Below are 15,475 nucleotides of genomic sequence, written 5' to 3'. Positions count from 1 at the left end.
CGTGGCGTTGAACCGGGATACCTCGGACACCTTGAATGCGCTGAAGCCGATTTTTGATAAGGAGAAGATCGAGGCGGGGTTTGAGATTGCGTCGGAGGCGCAACGGCAGGCGGGGCAGTTCTTAGAAAATCGGGCGAAGGAAGCGAAGGCGCTTTCTGATGAGCTGGCCACTGAGTTGAAGAAGCCAGGTGGCGGAGACCCCGCGCGTATTGCCCAGCTGACTGATGATCTGGGTGATGCGGCAAAGTGGGAACCTGGTGGTCAATACCGTTTGATCGCCACTGCGATCCTGGGCGGCGCGACTGGCAACGTTACTGGGGCTGTATCTGCCGTCGCGAAAGCCGGCGCGGTCAACTATCTCCAGGGTTTGACCGCGAAACAGATCAAGCTGTACTCGGATGCGCTGGGTGACGGTGCAGACGCGCAAGCCGCGCGTGCTGCATTGCACACACTGGTGGGCTGCGCAGCAGGATCGGCGCGTGGTGATGGGTGCGGGGCTTCGGCGCTAGGCGCCGGAGCTGCCTCGGTGGTCAACGTCTTGTTGGACGCCACCAGCGGCAAGTCCGGCTCGGCCTTGTCGCCCGAAGACAAGGAGGCGCGTAGCAATCTGGTGTCCTCGTTGTTGGCAGGAGTGGCGGTCGGCCTGGGCGCTGACGCGAGCGCCGTGGTCAATAGCGGCAGGTCGGAGACCGAGAACAACGCGGTCGGAACCTTGCTCAAGCGCGGTGGCATGGCGGCGGTAGGCGCATGCTTCCGTTCGCCTGCCTGCGAAGAGAAGGTGATCGGGCCAATTGCGTTCGCAGCGATCACTGCGGTGACAGCGGACCTGATGGCTAAGACGCCCGGTTTGTCGGAGGACCAAGCGCTGTTGCTAGCGGTCGTTCAGTACATCGCGACCGGCGGTGAACCCCAGAGTATTCCCGGGAAACCTGGAGAGCCGGTGCCACCGGTAGGTGTGCCTCCGGGTGGTGGTGTGGGTACGGCGCCGGACACGCAGTTGCCTGGTAAGTCGGGGGATGTGCCTGAGATTGGTGCGCCGGGTCAAGAAGGGGCGGAAGTCGGGGGCGGAGAACTGATCAGCACGCCAAATGATGGCCCTATCATTGTTGATCCGATCCTAAGTTCGAATAAAGAACTTCAACGCAGGGCTAAGGAATTGGGGTATGCGCAGCGAATTCCGCCTCAAAAAGCGCCGTTCGATTCGCACGGCCAAGTGGTTTTCTGGAATGGAAAAGAATATATTACTCGCGATATAGATGCTCATAATGTTTCGGGTGGTTGGAAGATATTTGATCGCCGTGGAAATCGAGTGGGTACGTACGATAAAGATTTGGTTCGGATAAAGAAATGAGCTTTAGCATTAGCTTGAATGAAAAAATTGTCAGACGGTTTGATGAGCCTGTGTTGCAAGGAGAGATAGACCTTGACGGATACAAGGAGAACTTCCTGGCTCCAGTAGGATTCTGGTCCCGCGCGGATTATCTGGAGAGTTGGAAGAAGTCTCTCGATCACGCGATTCGTGATCGTGGGCATGCAGTTTTAGCAACGTCGATGCGTAATCCAGATATATGCAATTTTGTATTTTGTTGGGTGGTCTATATGGAGAAGGAGCAGGCGTATGTGCAGAATAGAATATTGTTTCTGGATGAGTTGACTACACCTTTTGTTCCTAGTGAAATAAACTCCTATGTTTCAGAAAGAGAAACCGTCAATGAGGATGGTTTAGAGATCTCTGAGTGGAGGGTTGATGTATCTTCAGTTGTGAGTTTTTTTGAAGCGTTGAAAAAAAATAACGTGTCAGACTGAGCTGGCCCGGATTTTTCGGGAAGTTTGGTTAAGGCGTGCAGGCATCTACCTTGGCAGAGGGGGCGATAATCTATTAGCCCTGGTGGATTTACTGACTAAATACCGTCTTCCCCGTCAAGCCATTAGACGTAATACGGGGGATAAGGTGAAGGCGTTTTGAGCACGCCGAAGCACGGATGAGCCATCTTCTCTCATTGCCGCGCCGAGCGCAGACATTTTGATTTTACCAACGTCTGGAAGTCGGGCGTGGAGGGCTAACACCACTTGAGCTTGGCGGGTTTGAAATATTTCAGATAATCATGGCTTATTCGGGGCGAAGTGTTGCTGCGATTCAAAAAATCCCCTTATCCCTTAGATTGAAAAAATAAGCTCTCCCAACAGAGCCGCCGGCCCGCAAGACTAAACTTCTATTCGATCGGCTTGAACCCGCGCAACGCGGCCCATAATGAAATGGTAAGACATTGCCGGTCCCCAAAGAGCGATTAAAGGGCGGCCCTGGTTGGCATGGGTGGCGGCCCATCGTTAGCTTCTCCTTGTCTTAGTTTTCGGCAAAAACATCCTTTCTTGCGATTTTTTAAATAGACTCGTATTGAATCGAAAGACTATTTTGAAAGAACCAAAAAATAATTTTTGAGTCAGTGACGAGGCGCAGCATAAGCTGCATTGTTGTGGCCAGAATGAACGATTTTGGAACGATTTCGGTAGTCTCGTTGGAGGGGAAACAAAGCGTCGCTATAACTGCGGCGCCTTTTTGCGATTTGAAACTTGAGAAAGCTACTTTCTATCATTCTCTTATTTTTGAGTGGGTGCGCAGTCACGCGCCCGCCTCCCCAGTACCAATTGGAAAAATTGGCCAATCAAGCGGCCATTCAGTCCGGCAAACCAGTGGAGGTTTTCTATCATGACGATCAATTCGTGATCATGGATCTTGGCGGAATCCAGGCCACCAACGTGCTCGGCATTCTTGGTCCAGTAGGTCTGTTGGTGGGCATAACGGCGCAAATGGCGCACAAGCTGGACTCCGGGGCGCGCACGGCACGCCGCTCCGAGGAGTTTTCCAAACTCATCGACAGGAGCTTTCCTGGCCAAAGCATCAACCAAGCATTTGCCACCCAAGTCGGCGACTGGCTTGTTAAGAATGGTCGTGGGGTAAAGGTCACGAAGGTAATGCGTCCCTCGGGTAGCGACGACTTGGCAGCGAGCGTATCTGAGGATATGGTGCCCACCGAGGGGCACATGCAGCTCCTTTTGCGGTTGAGCACCGGATATGGGGCTACGTCTGCGACAGATACCTACAAGCCGATGACCATTATTGAATACGCGCTCAAGGACGAAGATGGAAAGGTACTTATGTCTCGTTCTTTCGACCGCATGTACGGTGAGTCCGAAAAGACTTTTCTCACGTACGCGAGTTTGCTTGAAGACCACAAGGGGGCTCGCGACGAGCTAGGCGCTAGACTGAACTTCTGGAGCGAGCCGCTTTACACCGAGATTTTTCATTTCCCGGATCAAGTCGCAGAGAAGTAGGCAGCGCTCGCGGATTAACCGCGCTTGTCCGCTGTAGGCCGGGGTTGGAAGAGGGTGTCGGCCGGCCTACACCTCCAAAAAAGGCAATCCCCTTCCGGCACCTTCCCCTTAGGCCGCACCCCCCCATAGCCGCGGCCCGCCAATAGCATGAGACGCCGGGCACCTACTGCTTGTGATGCACCTCCTGCAACCCATAGACCTGCACCGGCATCCCCAGTTGCCTGGCCTTTAATTGCAGCGACAGATATTGCGAATAATGCCGTGACTGGTGCAGGTTGCCGCCGTGGAACCAGAGGGCTTCCTGTTGTGTGGGCTTCCACATATTACGTTGCTCGCCTTCCCAGGGGCCGGGGTCCTTGGTGGTGTCGGAGCCCAGGCCCCAGCACTTGCCGACCTTGTCCGCGACTTCGCGGCTGATCAGGTCCGCGGCCCAGCCGTTCATCGAGCCGTAGCCGGTTGCGTAGACCACCAGGTCCGCAGGGAGTTTGACGCCTGACTTCAGGACCACGGCGTCGCGCGTCAGGTGGCTGACGTCGGTGCGCGACTGCAGCTTGATGCTGCCGTCGATGATCAGGTCGCAGGCGCCGACGTCGATGTAATAGCCGGATCCGCGCCGCAGGTATTTCATGAACAGGCCGGAGCCGTCGTCGCCCCAGTCCAGCATGAAACCGGCCTTCTCGAGCTTGGCGTAGAACTCGGCATCGCGCTCGCGCATCTGGTCGTAGAGCGGGATCTGGAATTGCGCCATGATCTTGTAGGGCAGGGATGCGAATGTCAGGTCGGCCTTGCGTGTGGTCATGCCGTTGGCCAGCGCCTGCTCCGAATACAGGCCGCCCAGGCCGATGTCCATCAGCGTGTCGGAACGCACGATGTGGGTGGACGAACGCTGCACCATGGTGACGTTGGCGCCGGCTTCCCATAGCGCTGCGCAGATATCGTGCGCGGAGTTGTTGGCGCCGATGACCACCACGTTCTTGCCGCGGTAGGCGTCGGGGCCGGGGTGGCGTGACGAGTGCTGCTGCTCGCCCTGGAATTCGTCCTGGCCGGGGAAGGTGGGAATGTTGGGCTTGCCGGACATGCCGGTGGCCAGCACCAGTTGCTTTGGCCGCAGCACGACTGGCTTGCCTTCGCGCAGCACGTTGACTTCCCATTCCTGCTTTTGCTCGTCATAGCGCGCCGACTGGCAGACGGTGGAGGTCCAGTAATTGAGCTCCATGATCTTGGTGTACATCTCCAGCCAGTCGCCGATCTTGTCCTTGGGAGCAAAGATCGGCCAGTTCTCGGGGAAGGGGATGTAGGGCAGGTGGTCGTACCAGACCGGATCGTGCAGGCACAGCGACTTGTAGCGCTTTCTCCAGCTGTCGCCGGCGCGTTCGTTCTTTTCGATGATGATGGTGGGCACGTCCAGCTGGCGCAGGCGGGCGCCCAGCGCGATTCCCCCCTGACCGCCGCCGATGATGAGTACATAGGGCTGTGTCTCGTAGCCCAGCTCGGCCGCTTCCTGTTCGCGTTTTTCCAGCCAGGTTTTGCGGGTGCGGCTGCTGCCGTGCTCGGCGCCCTTGGGACGGCGCAGGCCGCTGGGTTCTTCGTGCCCCTTGAGTTCCGACATGGTGGTCAGCAGAGTCCAGATCTTGCCATCCCGGACGCGGATGTGGCCGTAGCCACGCGCGCGGTTGGTCTCGATTTCGATCCAGCCTTGCAGGAGGCCGGCGTCGTCGGAGACGGCTTCTTTCTGGTCCAGGCTGAAGCGCACCGGCTCCACATGCGACAGTTGCTGGCGCAGCATGTCGCGAATTTGATCCTGTCCCTCCAGTGTGCGGAGGTTCCAGGTGAACAGCACCAGGTCGCGCCAATAGCAGTCATCCTGGAACAGTGCGGCGACGCCATCGATGTCTTTGTTGCCCAGCGCCGTATTCAGGCGCGCGAGCACGGCGTCCAGGGTGGCGCCGGCTTGATCGGTCTGCATGACTTGTCTCCTTGCCCTTGGCGGGCGTCGTTGTCATGGCGGGCCGGGTTGCGGTCCGCCGGCGCCCCAGCCTGTGCCGGCCGGTGAGCGTCGATAACGATCAAGCAATTGGCATGCCAACCCTGTTGTCCTGGGGGCCGGGGCCGGATCCCGTGGCGCCGCGCCACACCTGTGGCGCCCGGGTGTGGCACCGGGGCGTTGCGCCTCAGGAGCGCGAGGCGAGCCCGTGGCGCCGCATCTGGCGATGGACGGTGGAGCGGTCTACGCCCAGGCGCCGGGCGGCTTCGGACACGTTGCCGCCGCAACTGGCCAGCATGGCGCGCAAGGCCGCCTCTTCAGGGCTGGCCGCCGCCGCGGCCGGCGCCAGCGCGTCGGGCAGGTCGCCAGGTTCGATAACGCCGTTCTCGCACAATGCCGCGGCCACTGCGATGGCGTTGGCGAGTTCGCGGATGTTGCCGGGCCAGGCATGCGCCTTCAATGCCATCAGCGCGGCGGGCGCCAGCAACGGGGCGCCGGACTCGTCCTGGTGGCGCGCCAGCAGGCGCGCGATAAGCCATTCGAGGTCGTCGCGTTCGCGCAGCGGTGGCACGGTGAGCGTGGCGGCGTTGATGCGGTAATAGAGGTCTTCGCGAAACCGCCCCTCGCGCACCAGCGTGGCAAGGTCGCGGTGCGAGGCAGACACCAGACTGAGGCGCAGCGGGCGCGGCGCGTTGGCGCCGATGGGAGTCACCTCCGATTCGGCCAGCACGCGCAGCAGGCGGCTTTGCAGCGCCAAGGGCATGTCGCCGATTTCATCGAGGAACAGGGTGCCGCCGTCGGATTCTTCGATCAAGCCCTTGCGGCCTTTGGCCGCCGCGCCCGTGTAGGCGCCGGGCAGATAGCCGAAGAGTTCGCTTTCGATCAGAGATTCGGGGATCGCCGCGCAGTTCACCGCGACGAAACGGCCCGCGCGCTGGCTGCCGTCGTGGATGGCGCGGGCCAGGTACTCCTTGCCGACGCCGGTTTCGCCTTGCAGCAGGATGGGCAGCCCCTGCCGGGCAAGCTTGGCGGCGCGTGTCAGCATGGCCGCCATGCGGGCGTCGCCGCCGTCCAGGCCGCGCAGCGCGGACGGCGTGCCGCGCACCGATACGCTCGCGCCGCGGGAGTGCCGGTTGGGTTCGATGGCATGCGCAAACAACGCATTGCCATCGCGCGCCACGATCAGGCGCTGCTGCGGCGCGTGGGCGCGGGTGTAGCGCGGCAGGTCGTCGAGCTGCACATCGAAGAAACGGGTGACGGGCTGGCCCATCAGGCTGGCGGGATTGCGCCAGTCCAGCCCGGCGGCACGGGCCAGCAGCTTGGCGCCCGTATGCGTCATGCCGAGGATGCGACCGGAACCATCCAGCGATATCGCAGCCTCCGGATCCACGTCCAGGAATTCGGGCGAACGCGCGAAGCGCAGCACCCACTCATTGCTGGTGCGCGCCATCAGGTTGGCCATTTCGATGCGCCGCGTGGTGCTGGTGACCAGGTGCAGCGCCAGGTTCTGGCTGGCCTTCAGGATGGGCGAGCTGAGCAGCGAGATGTCCAGCACGGCGGCCAGCTCGCCATCGGCGCTGTAGATAGGCGCGGCGGTGCAGGACAGCGGCGTGTGGGTGTTGTCGAAGTGATCGGTCTGGTGGATGGTGAGGGCTTCGCCGCTTTCCAGGCAGGCGCCGACGGCGCAGGTGCCGGCGCGCCGCTCCGACCATTCCGACCCCAGATAGAGCCCGGCCTTGCGCAGGCTGGCGGTCTGCTGCGCGTCGCCCAGGAATTCCACCGTCACGCCCTGGCGGTCCGCCAGCAGTAACACATAGTTCTGGCCGGCGACCTGGCGGAACAGGTGGTCCAGGCCCGATCTCGCGATCGAGACCAGGGCTTCGGATTGCTGGCGGTGCTCGCGCAGCCGGCCGTCGGGCACGATATAGGCCTCGCAGGCCTGGGCCGGATCCAGCCGGTATTGGTCCAGGCAGCGCAGCCAGCTGCTCACCACGTGGGCGTCGCGCTGGGTGGGCCGGCCGAGGCCGACTTGCTCGATCTCGCGGATATGGGCGGAGTGCAGGGATTCCTGGCTAGGCATGTCGTCTCCATGGTGCCCGATCTGCGCCGGATCAACGGCCAGCATGCACAGAGGACGACACGCCTGTAAATGCTGGTTATCCAGCATGGGGCGGTGGGAAGTTACAGGTCGACCTTTACCTTGCCGGCTTGTACCAGCCCGGCGACGTCGCGTATTTCCGCCAGCAGCGCCTGCTGCAACTGGGCGGGCGTGCCGCCGGTGGGCTGGAAGCCCTGTTCGCCCAGCTTGGCGCGCACGGCGTCGGTCTGCAGCGCGCGGTTGATGCCCTGGTTCAGCGCCGCGATGGCGGCTTCCGGAGTGCCGGCCGCGCAATACGTGCCGAACTGGATCTGCGCGGAGAATCCGGCGGGGCCGCTCTCCGCCACCGTCGGAATGTCCGGATACTTGGGCAGGCGCTCCGGGCTGGTCACGGCCAGGACGCGCAGGCGTCCGCTTTGCAGATAGGGTTCCACCGCCGCCACGGTGGCCACCACCACCTGGATCTGTCCGCCCAACAGGTCGGTCATCATCGGACCCGTGCCGCGGTACGGCACGTGCAGCATGTCGATGCCGCAGGCGGCCTGTAGCAGCTCGGTGGCGAGGTGCTGCGGGGTGGCATTGCCCGGGGAGCCGAAGGTCAGCGCCTTGGGCTCGCGTTTGGCCTGGGCGATGAGTTCGCCCAGCGTCTTGGCCGGCAGGCCGGCGTTCACCGCGACCATGTAGGGCGACCGCGCGATGGGGCAGACGGGCGCCAGTTGCTTGAGCACGTCCTCGGGCGGCCGGGCGTAGTAGCGCACCGAGGGCACCAGCCCGGCAAACAGCAGCACGCTGCCATCCTTGGCGCCGTTGGCGGTGTAGTCGGCGCCCAGCATGCCGCTGGCGCCGGGCTTGTTCTCAACCACCACGGAGCGGTCCAGCGCGCCTTCCAGGCTTGCCGCGATGACGCGGCCCAGCACGTCGGTGCCGCCGCCCGGCGGAAAAGGGACGATGACGCGCAGGGGGGCTTCGCGCGCGTTGACCGTGCTGCCGAGGGCGGCGCCCAGCGGCGTGATGGCCAGGGCCGCCATGTTCTTCAGGAGGGTTCTGCGATTCATATTGTTTGTCTCCGTATCCACTCTACGCGGGCTAGGGCACGATGGGCGCCCCGGACGCCTGCAGCAGGAATCCCTGCAGCGCCGCCGCCACGATGGCGGGCTCTTCCACTGGCAGCATGTGCCGTTGACCTGGCACCACCTGGGCCTGGGCTTGCGGTAGCGCGCTGGCCAACTCCCGCGTCATGCGCGGGGTTGATCCGACATCCAGCTCACCCGTCATCACCAGGGCAGGGCAGGCGATACCGGACGCCGCTTGCGCCAATATCGTGTCGCCCAGCGCGAAGATGCGATAGGCGGCCAGGAAGCTGGCGCGGTTGTTATGCAGCAGGCGCTGGCCGATGCGGGTTACGCGCTCGGGACACCGGGCCTGGAAGGCTGGCGTGAACCAGCGTTGCAGCGAGACCTCGGCGGCGGCTTGGCGGTCCTGCGTCGCAGCCGCGTCCAGGCGTGCCAGGACGGCACGGGCTTCGTCGGGGTTGCGTTGGAAAACGGTGCTCAACAGGGCCAGCCGGGTGACGCGCTGCGGTCGGGCGGCGGCATAGGCGCCGGCGATCAGGCCGCCCATGGAATAGCCCAGCACGTTGGCGCTTTTCCAGCCGGCGCGATCCAGTTCCGTGTCCAGCTGGGCAATGAAGTCCTGCACCGTCACGCTCTCGTCGATGGCGCGAGCGTGGCCGTGGCCCAGCATGTCATAGCGCAGCACCTCGAAGTCCGGCTCCAGCAGGGGCGCCAGATCGTCCCATAGCGTGTGGTCCAGGCCTACGCCATGCAGCAGCACCAATGGCTCGCCGCGACCCGAACGCCGAAAATGCGCGCTCATTTGGACTGCGCCTCGCGCTCGAGTTCCTGCAGGTCGGAATAGCGGTTGCCGATCCGGTGTTGTGGTCGTCCGGACGTGGCCGCGCCCAGGGCGACCACGATCTCGTCCGGCGCCGGCGCGTCGTTGATGGTGGTCTGCACCGTCAAATAGTGCGAGCGCAGGCCTTCGTCGAGTTTGTGCATTAACGGCACGGTGATCACGCAGCCGGGACCGCCCCGCATGTTGGTGAAGCTCAGGTAGCTGGTGCCGCCCACCGCCCCACGATAGGCGTTGCCGAACCGCAGCGTGTGGATCAACGCCGACGCATGCTCGATCTCGCCGGCCGTGCCGACGACCGCGGCCTTGCCGTAGGCCTCGACCTGATCGGCGGAGCCGGCCTGGCGCAGGATTTCCGCGACCAGCAGCTCACCCAAAGGCGGCGCGGCTTCCAGGATCTTCGGCCGCAGGTCTTCCTGGAAGGGCAGGCCAGCCCAGGGATTGCGGATCACGGCCGCCGCGATGATCATCACCAGCGGCCGCTCGGCCGCGCGGCCGCCTTCGATCAGGGTTTTTTCCACATAGCTGACTACCTTGCGCACTTGCAAAGACATACCGCTGCTCCAGTACCGGTTGGATGAAAGACGCGGCCATTGTTGGGGGCGGCAAGCAGTTTTGACAATCCAAATTAACTCAAGTTAATTTCGGAAAATCCGAATTCATAGCCGCCCTTCCCGATGCCGCCACCTTTGAAGATCCAGCACCTGCGCCAGTTCCTGCTGGCGGCCGACAATGGCAGCTTCCGCCTCGCGGCCGAAGGCACGTTCCGCTCCCAGGCGGCCGTATCGGCGGCCATGCAGGACCTGGAGCAGCAGTTGGGCGCGCCGCTGTTCGAGCCCGGCAAGCGCGCGCAGCTCACGCCCTTGGGTATCGCCGTGGCGCCGCTTTTCCGGGAACTGCTTGCCACCCATGACCGCGTGCTGGATGCGGCGCGCCAGTTTGGCCTGGGCAGCCAGGGGCCGGTGTCGCTGGCGGTGATGCCCTCGCTGGCCGACGAATGGCTGCCACGCTTGCTGGAGCGCTATGCGCGCAGCCACCCGGCGATCCGCATCCGGGCCATTGATGAATCGTCGCAGGATGTGCATCGGCTGGTGCTGAGCGGCGAGGTACAGGTGGGCGTGGCGGGACAAGTGCCGCGCACGGCGGAGGTGGCCTTCGCGCCGGTGGCGCGCGACGCTTTTGGACTGGTATGCCGCAAGAGTCATCCGTTGGCGCGGCGACGAGGGCCCGTGCCCTGGTCGGCGCTGGAAGGAGAACGCCTGATAGGTAACGCCACCTTCGACACGTTGAAGAACCGGCGGTTGGGCGCCGCCATCGAGGACCCTTTCATGGTGGTGTCCAACCGCGCGTCGCTCTTGGCCAGCGTGGTCAGCGGGCTAGGCGTGACTGTGCTGCCGGTGCTGGCGCGGCCCACGGCAGCCAGCGGGCTGGCCTTTGTTCCGCTGGCAGAACCCACCGTGGAACGCATCGTCGGCGTGTTAACCCGCAAGGAAGAAACGCTGCTGCCCTCGGTGGCCGCAATGCATGAATTGGCCCTGCGGTCGTTGTCCCAGTTCACGCGTCGCAAGGGCGCGATCCTGGTATAGCGGCGGCGTCAAACTCCGCAGGCGTAGATCATGAATTGGCGGAAGGCCTCGGCGGGCTTGGCCAGGCGTGCCTGCGGATGCCATAGCAGGCCGGCTTCCATGGGCGGAACGGCGTCGGTAATGGGCACGGCTTCGATCTTGCGGCCTTCCAGCGACCAGGGGCGGTAAACCATGTCCGACAGCATCGTGACGCCGAAGCCATGCGCGACCAAGCCACGCAAGGCCTCCATCGAACGCGTGCGGAAGGCGATGTCGGGCTGCAAGCCATGGGCGCGCCAATAGGCGAGCGCGGAACGTTCTCCTTCGTCCATTTCAAGCAGGATGTAGGGATGGCCGGCGATGTCGGCCAGCGACGGGGCCGACGCTTGCGCCAGCGGGTGGCCGGACGCGGTCCATAGTTGCCGCCGCGACCGCACCAGCACCTGGTGTCCGAAGCGTTCGCGCCGTTCTACGTTGGAGAGCAGCGCTACACCAAGTTCCACCTCGCCGCGGGCCACGGCGGCTTCGATGTCGGGCCGGTCCAGGTCGACGAGGTCCAGCTCCACGTCGGGATAGCGCCGCCTGAAGCGCGCCAGCAGGTCGGGCAGGAAGTAGCCCAGGACGGTGTAGGACGCCGCGATGCGCACGGCGCCGCGCAGCGCGTAGCGCTGGAAGCCGGGCTCGCGCAGGGCGTCGTCCAGGGAGTCGAGCACTTCGCGCGCGCGCTGGTGGAAGTTGTGTCCTTCGGGAGTCAGGGTGACGCCATGCGGGTGGCGGTCGAAAAGGCGTACGCCCAACTGCGCTTCCAGCGCGAGGACCGCGTTGGTGACGGCGGATTGCGAGACGTGCTCGTCCGCGGCGGCCATGGAAAACCGCCCGGTACGGGCGGCTGCTGCGAAGTACCGCAACTGGCGCAAGGTGACGTCGTTAGCCATCTGATTAGCACATACCTGATACCTGAATATATGAATATACGATAACGGCCGGGCTTCCTACACTGCGGCAAAACACCAAAACCCGGACCGCAGGAGACAAGCGTGAACGCCCCACACCCCGCAGGCGCAGCCGATACCCATGGCCTGTCGCTGGACGACAAGTACACCCGTACCCACGGGCGGATCTATCTGAGCGGTACCCAGGCCCTGGTGCGGCTGCCGCTCCTGCAAAAGCAGCGCGACATGCAGGCCGGCTTGAATACGGGCGGCTATATCTCGGGCTATCGCGGTTCTCCGCTGGGCGGGCTGGACCAGGCGCTATGGAAGGCCAAGCGCCACCTGCAGGCGAACGACGTCGTGTTCCAGCCGGGCGTGAACGAGGACCTGGCCGCCACCGCAGTCTGGGGCTCGCAGCAGCTCAACCTGTTTCCGGGCGCGGCGCGCGATGGCGTGTTCGGCATGTGGTACGGCAAGGGCCCGGGCGTGGACAGGTCGGTGGACGTGCTCAAGCACGCCAATTCGGCCGGCAGTTCCGCACATGGCGGAGTGCTGATGCTTGCGGGCGACGACCACGCCGCCAAATCTTCGTCGGGGGCGCACCAGTCGGAGCATGTGCTGATTGCCAGCGGCATCCCCGTGCTGTACCCCTCCAACGTGCAGGAGTACCTGGACTATGGCCTGCACGGCTGGGCCATGAGCCGCTATACCGGGCTTTGGGTGGCCATGAAATGCGTGACAGACGTGGTCGAGTCCAGCGCATCGGTGGAGGTGGACCCCGATCGGGTGCAGGTGGTGCTGCCCCAGGACGCCCTGCCGGAGGGCGGTTTGAATATCCGCTGGCCTGATACGCCCCTGGCGCAGGAGGCGCGGCTGCTGGACCACAAGTGGTATGCAGCGCTGGCCTATGTGCGCGCCAACAAGCTGAACCGCGTGGTGCTGGATTCGCCGCGGGCGCACTTTGGCATCATGACCGCCGGCAAGGCCTATCTGGACGTGCGACAGGCACTGAATGACCTGGGCCTGGACGAGGCAGCCTGTAGCGAGGCCGGCATTCGCGTGTTGAAGGTGGGCTGCATCTGGCCACTGGATGCGCAGGATGCACGCGAGTTCGCCACCGGGCTGAAAGAGATCCTGGTCGTGGAGGAAAAGCGACAGATCCTGGAGTATGCGCTGAAGGAAGAGCTCTACAACTGGCGCGACGATGTGCGGCCCCGCGTCTACGGCAAGTTCGACGTGCGCGAGCACGGCGGCGGGGAGTGGTCCACACCGCGCGGCGCCTGGCTGTTGCCTGCGCGCCATGAGCTGTCGCCGGCCGTGATCGCGCGCGCCATCGCCGCGCGTCTGGAGAAGGCGGACCTGTCGGAGGCGTTGCGGGCGAGGATCGCGGCGCGGCTCGCCGTCATCGCCGCCAAAGAACGCGAGGCCGCGCGCCCCATGCTGGTGGAAGAACGCAAACCCTGGTTCTGCTCGGGCTGCCCGCACAATACCTCCACCCGCGTGCCGGAGGGCTCGCGTGCCGTGGCCGGCATAGGCTGCCATTACATGGCGATGTGGATGGATCGCAAGACCGACACGTTTAGCCAAATGGGCGGCGAGGGCGTCGCATGGTTGGGCCAGAAGGATTTCACGTCCGAACGCCATATTTTTGCCAACCTGGGCGACGGCACCTATTTCCATTCGGGACTGTTGGCGATCCGTGCCGCGGTGGCGGCGCGTGCCAGCATCACCTACAAGATCCTCTACAACGACGCCGTGGCGATGACGGGCGGGCAGCCGGTGGACGGCGTGCTGACGGTGCCGCAGATCGCTGCACAGATGCAGGCCGAAGGCGTGCGCAAGACCGTGGTAGTGACTGATGAGCCGGAAAAGTACGCCGGCGGCGCGGCGTTGCCGAAAGATGTGGAGGTGCATCACCGCAAGGCGCTCGACGACGTGCAGCGCGCGCTGCGGGACATCGAAGGCACCACGGTGCTGATTTATGACCAGACCTGCGCCACCGAGAAGCGCCGGCGCCGCAAGCGTGGGGAATATCCCGACCCGCCGCGCCGCGCGTTCATCAATGAGGCGGTCTGCGAAGGCTGCGGCGACTGTTCGGTGCAATCCAATTGCCTGTCCGTTGAGCCGCTGGACACGCCGCTCGGTACCAAGCGGCGCATCAACCAATCTTCCTGCAACAAGGATTTCTCCTGCGTGGAGGGCTTTTGCCCCAGCTTCGTCACGGCGGAAGGCGCGACCCTGCGCAAACCGGCCGCGGACAGGAACACGCCCGTGTTGCTGGAGCCGCCGCAACCGGTCTTGGCCGCAATCGGCCACCGCGCCGCCTATCGCGTGGTGATCGCGGGCGTGGGCGGCACCGGCGTCGTGACCATAGGCGCGTTGCTGGGGGCGGCAGCGCACCTGGAAGGCAAGGGCGTGACGGTGCTGGACATGGCGGGTCTGGCGCAGAAAGGCGGCGCCGTGCTCAGCCACGTGCAATTGGCCAGCCGTCCCGAAGACCTGCATGCCACGCGTGTGGCGCTGGGAGAGGCGGATCTGGTCATAGGCTGCGATGCGCTGGTCTCGGCGTCGCCAGAGGTGCTGTCGCGCCTGCGTCCGGATCACGGCCGCGCGGTGGTGAACAGCAGCGCCGCGCCCACGGCGGCCTTTCTGTCGCAGCCCAGCTGGCGTTTTCCGGGCGCGCAGGCGGAAGCCGCGTTGGCGCGCAGCACCGGCGGCCATTGCGATTTCATCGATGCCGGTCCGCTGGCCGAGGCCTTGCTTGGCGACACCATCTACGCCAATCCCTTGCTGCTGGGTTATGCCTGGCAGCAAGGCGGATTGCCGCTGTCGCTGGACAGCCTGCGGCGCGCCATCGAACTGAACGGGGTATCGGTGGAAAAAAATCTGGCAGCTTTTGAACTGGGCCGGCAGGCCGCGTATCACGGCGCGGATGCGCTCAAGCCTGCGCCGCGGGCTCAGGTCCTGGCGATGCCAGAATCCCTGGACGGCCAGATCGAGCGGCTGGCACAACACGTGCGCGCCTATCAGGATGATGCGTATGCCGCGCGCTACATGAAGGCCGTCGCGGCGGTGCGCGCCAGGGAAGCCTTGCTGGCGGACCCGCAACGTTTCGAGGTGACGCTGTCGGTCGCGCGCAATCTTGCCAAGCTCATGACCTACAAGGATGAGTACGAGGTGGCGCGGCTGTACGTGGACCCGGCGTTCAAGGCTCGGCTGCGCGAACAGTTCGAAGGTGAACCCGGCCGCGACTACCGCCTGCGTTACCACCTGGCGCCACCCGCGCTTGCGCGCCGCGATGCGCGCGGGCGGCTGCAAAAGCGCGTGTACGGTCCCTGGATGGCGCTGGCATTCCGCGTGCTTGCCCCTATGAAGCGGTGGCGGGGGACGTGGCTGGACGTGTTCGGTAAATCGGCCGAACGCCGCATGGAGCGACAACTGGCGGCCGATTACCTGGCCTTGGCGGAGGAGTTCTCGCGCACCCTGGACGAGAGCAACCGCGGCGCGGCCCTGGAACTTGCCGCGCTGCCGGATGCTATCCGAGGTTATGGCCATGTCAAGGAGAAAAGCGTTGAACGGGCGCGCGGGCAGGAAGCCGCGCTGTGGGAGCGCTACCGGGGGCTACGTCGGGAAACGCTGGCGGCCTGAGACG

11 protein-coding genes are annotated in these 15,475 nt (G+C 64.1%); 5 read left to right on the top strand and 6 right to left on the bottom strand.

Annotation, left to right across the window (positions count from 1 at the left end; all coding sequences use genetic code 11):
• From VCS63_RS24940 to VCS63_RS24930, 3 genes are all read left to right on the top strand, one after another.
• On the top strand, nucleotides 1-1,351 hold a 1,351-nt coding region (locus tag VCS63_RS24940), incomplete at its 5' end, for a toxin C-terminal domain-containing protein (RefSeq protein WP_323881305.1).
• Nucleotides 1,348-1,806, top strand: coding sequence for a hypothetical protein (locus tag VCS63_RS24935; RefSeq protein ID WP_162726395.1), 459 nt, complete (start codon nucleotides 1,348-1,350; stop codon nucleotides 1,804-1,806). The genes VCS63_RS24940 and VCS63_RS24935, both read left to right, overlap by 4 nt.
• Before the next feature lie 840 nt (nucleotides 1,807-2,646).
• A complete protein-coding gene (locus VCS63_RS24930) occupies nucleotides 2,647-3,333 on the top strand; it encodes a hypothetical protein (protein WP_323881303.1) in 687 nt (228 codons plus the stop codon).
• Nucleotides 3,334-3,496: 163 nt separating this feature from the next.
• Here the strand turns inward: VCS63_RS24930 and VCS63_RS24925 are convergent, their stop codons facing one another.
• The 5 genes from VCS63_RS24925 to VCS63_RS24905 form a co-directional block, all read right to left on the bottom strand.
• Complete coding sequence (locus VCS63_RS24925) at nucleotides 3,497-5,299, bottom strand: NAD(P)/FAD-dependent oxidoreductase (RefSeq protein ID WP_323881302.1); 1,803 nt, start codon at nucleotides 5,297-5,299, stop codon at nucleotides 3,497-3,499.
• 205 nt (nucleotides 5,300-5,504) lie between these two features.
• A complete protein-coding gene (locus VCS63_RS24920) occupies nucleotides 5,505-7,397 on the bottom strand; it encodes a sigma-54-dependent Fis family transcriptional regulator (protein WP_323881300.1) in 1,893 nt (630 codons plus the stop codon).
• A gap of 101 nt (nucleotides 7,398-7,498) precedes the next feature.
• Nucleotides 7,499-8,470: a Bug family tripartite tricarboxylate transporter substrate binding protein gene (locus VCS63_RS24915; protein WP_063960577.1), complete on the bottom strand. Its 972-nt coding sequence runs from the start codon at nucleotides 8,468-8,470 to the stop codon at nucleotides 7,499-7,501.
• A gap of 31 nt (nucleotides 8,471-8,501) precedes the next feature.
• Nucleotides 8,502-9,290, bottom strand: a complete 789-nt coding sequence (locus VCS63_RS24910) for an alpha/beta fold hydrolase (protein WP_063960578.1) — start codon at nucleotides 9,288-9,290, stop codon at nucleotides 8,502-8,504.
• The gene (locus VCS63_RS24905; protein ID WP_042795243.1) at nucleotides 9,287-9,880 is read right to left on the bottom strand and encodes an amino acid synthesis family protein; all 594 of its coding nucleotides are present in this window, start codon (nucleotides 9,878-9,880) and stop codon (nucleotides 9,287-9,289) included. Before VCS63_RS24905 ends, VCS63_RS24910 begins: the two co-directional genes overlap by 4 nt.
• A gap of 123 nt (nucleotides 9,881-10,003) precedes the next feature.
• Here VCS63_RS24905 and VCS63_RS24900 point away from each other — a divergent pair, with 123 nt between their 5' ends.
• Nucleotides 10,004-10,912, top strand: a complete 909-nt coding sequence (locus VCS63_RS24900; RefSeq protein ID WP_042795242.1) for a LysR family transcriptional regulator — start codon at nucleotides 10,004-10,006, stop codon at nucleotides 10,910-10,912.
• An 8-nt stretch (nucleotides 10,913-10,920) separates the two neighbouring features.
• Here the strand turns inward: VCS63_RS24900 and VCS63_RS24895 are convergent, their stop codons facing one another.
• Nucleotides 10,921-11,826 (bottom strand): LysR substrate-binding domain-containing protein, encoded by a 906-nt coding sequence (locus tag VCS63_RS24895; protein WP_042795241.1) that lies wholly within the window; start codon nucleotides 11,824-11,826, stop codon nucleotides 10,921-10,923.
• 102 nt (nucleotides 11,827-11,928) lie between these two features.
• Here VCS63_RS24895 and VCS63_RS24890 point away from each other — a divergent pair, with 102 nt between their 5' ends.
• The gene (locus tag VCS63_RS24890) at nucleotides 11,929-15,471 is read left to right on the top strand and encodes an indolepyruvate ferredoxin oxidoreductase family protein (RefSeq protein WP_323881298.1); all 3,543 of its coding nucleotides are present in this window, start codon (nucleotides 11,929-11,931) and stop codon (nucleotides 15,469-15,471) included.
• Nucleotides 15,472-15,475 lie beyond the last annotated feature (4 nt).

The organism is Achromobacter sp. D10 (genome assembly GCF_035282245.1).
In the GTDB taxonomy this organism is placed as follows: Bacteria; Pseudomonadota; Gammaproteobacteria; order Burkholderiales; family Burkholderiaceae_B; genus Achromobacter; species Achromobacter insolitus.
This window is presented reverse-complemented; position numbering and strand designations above follow the sequence as displayed.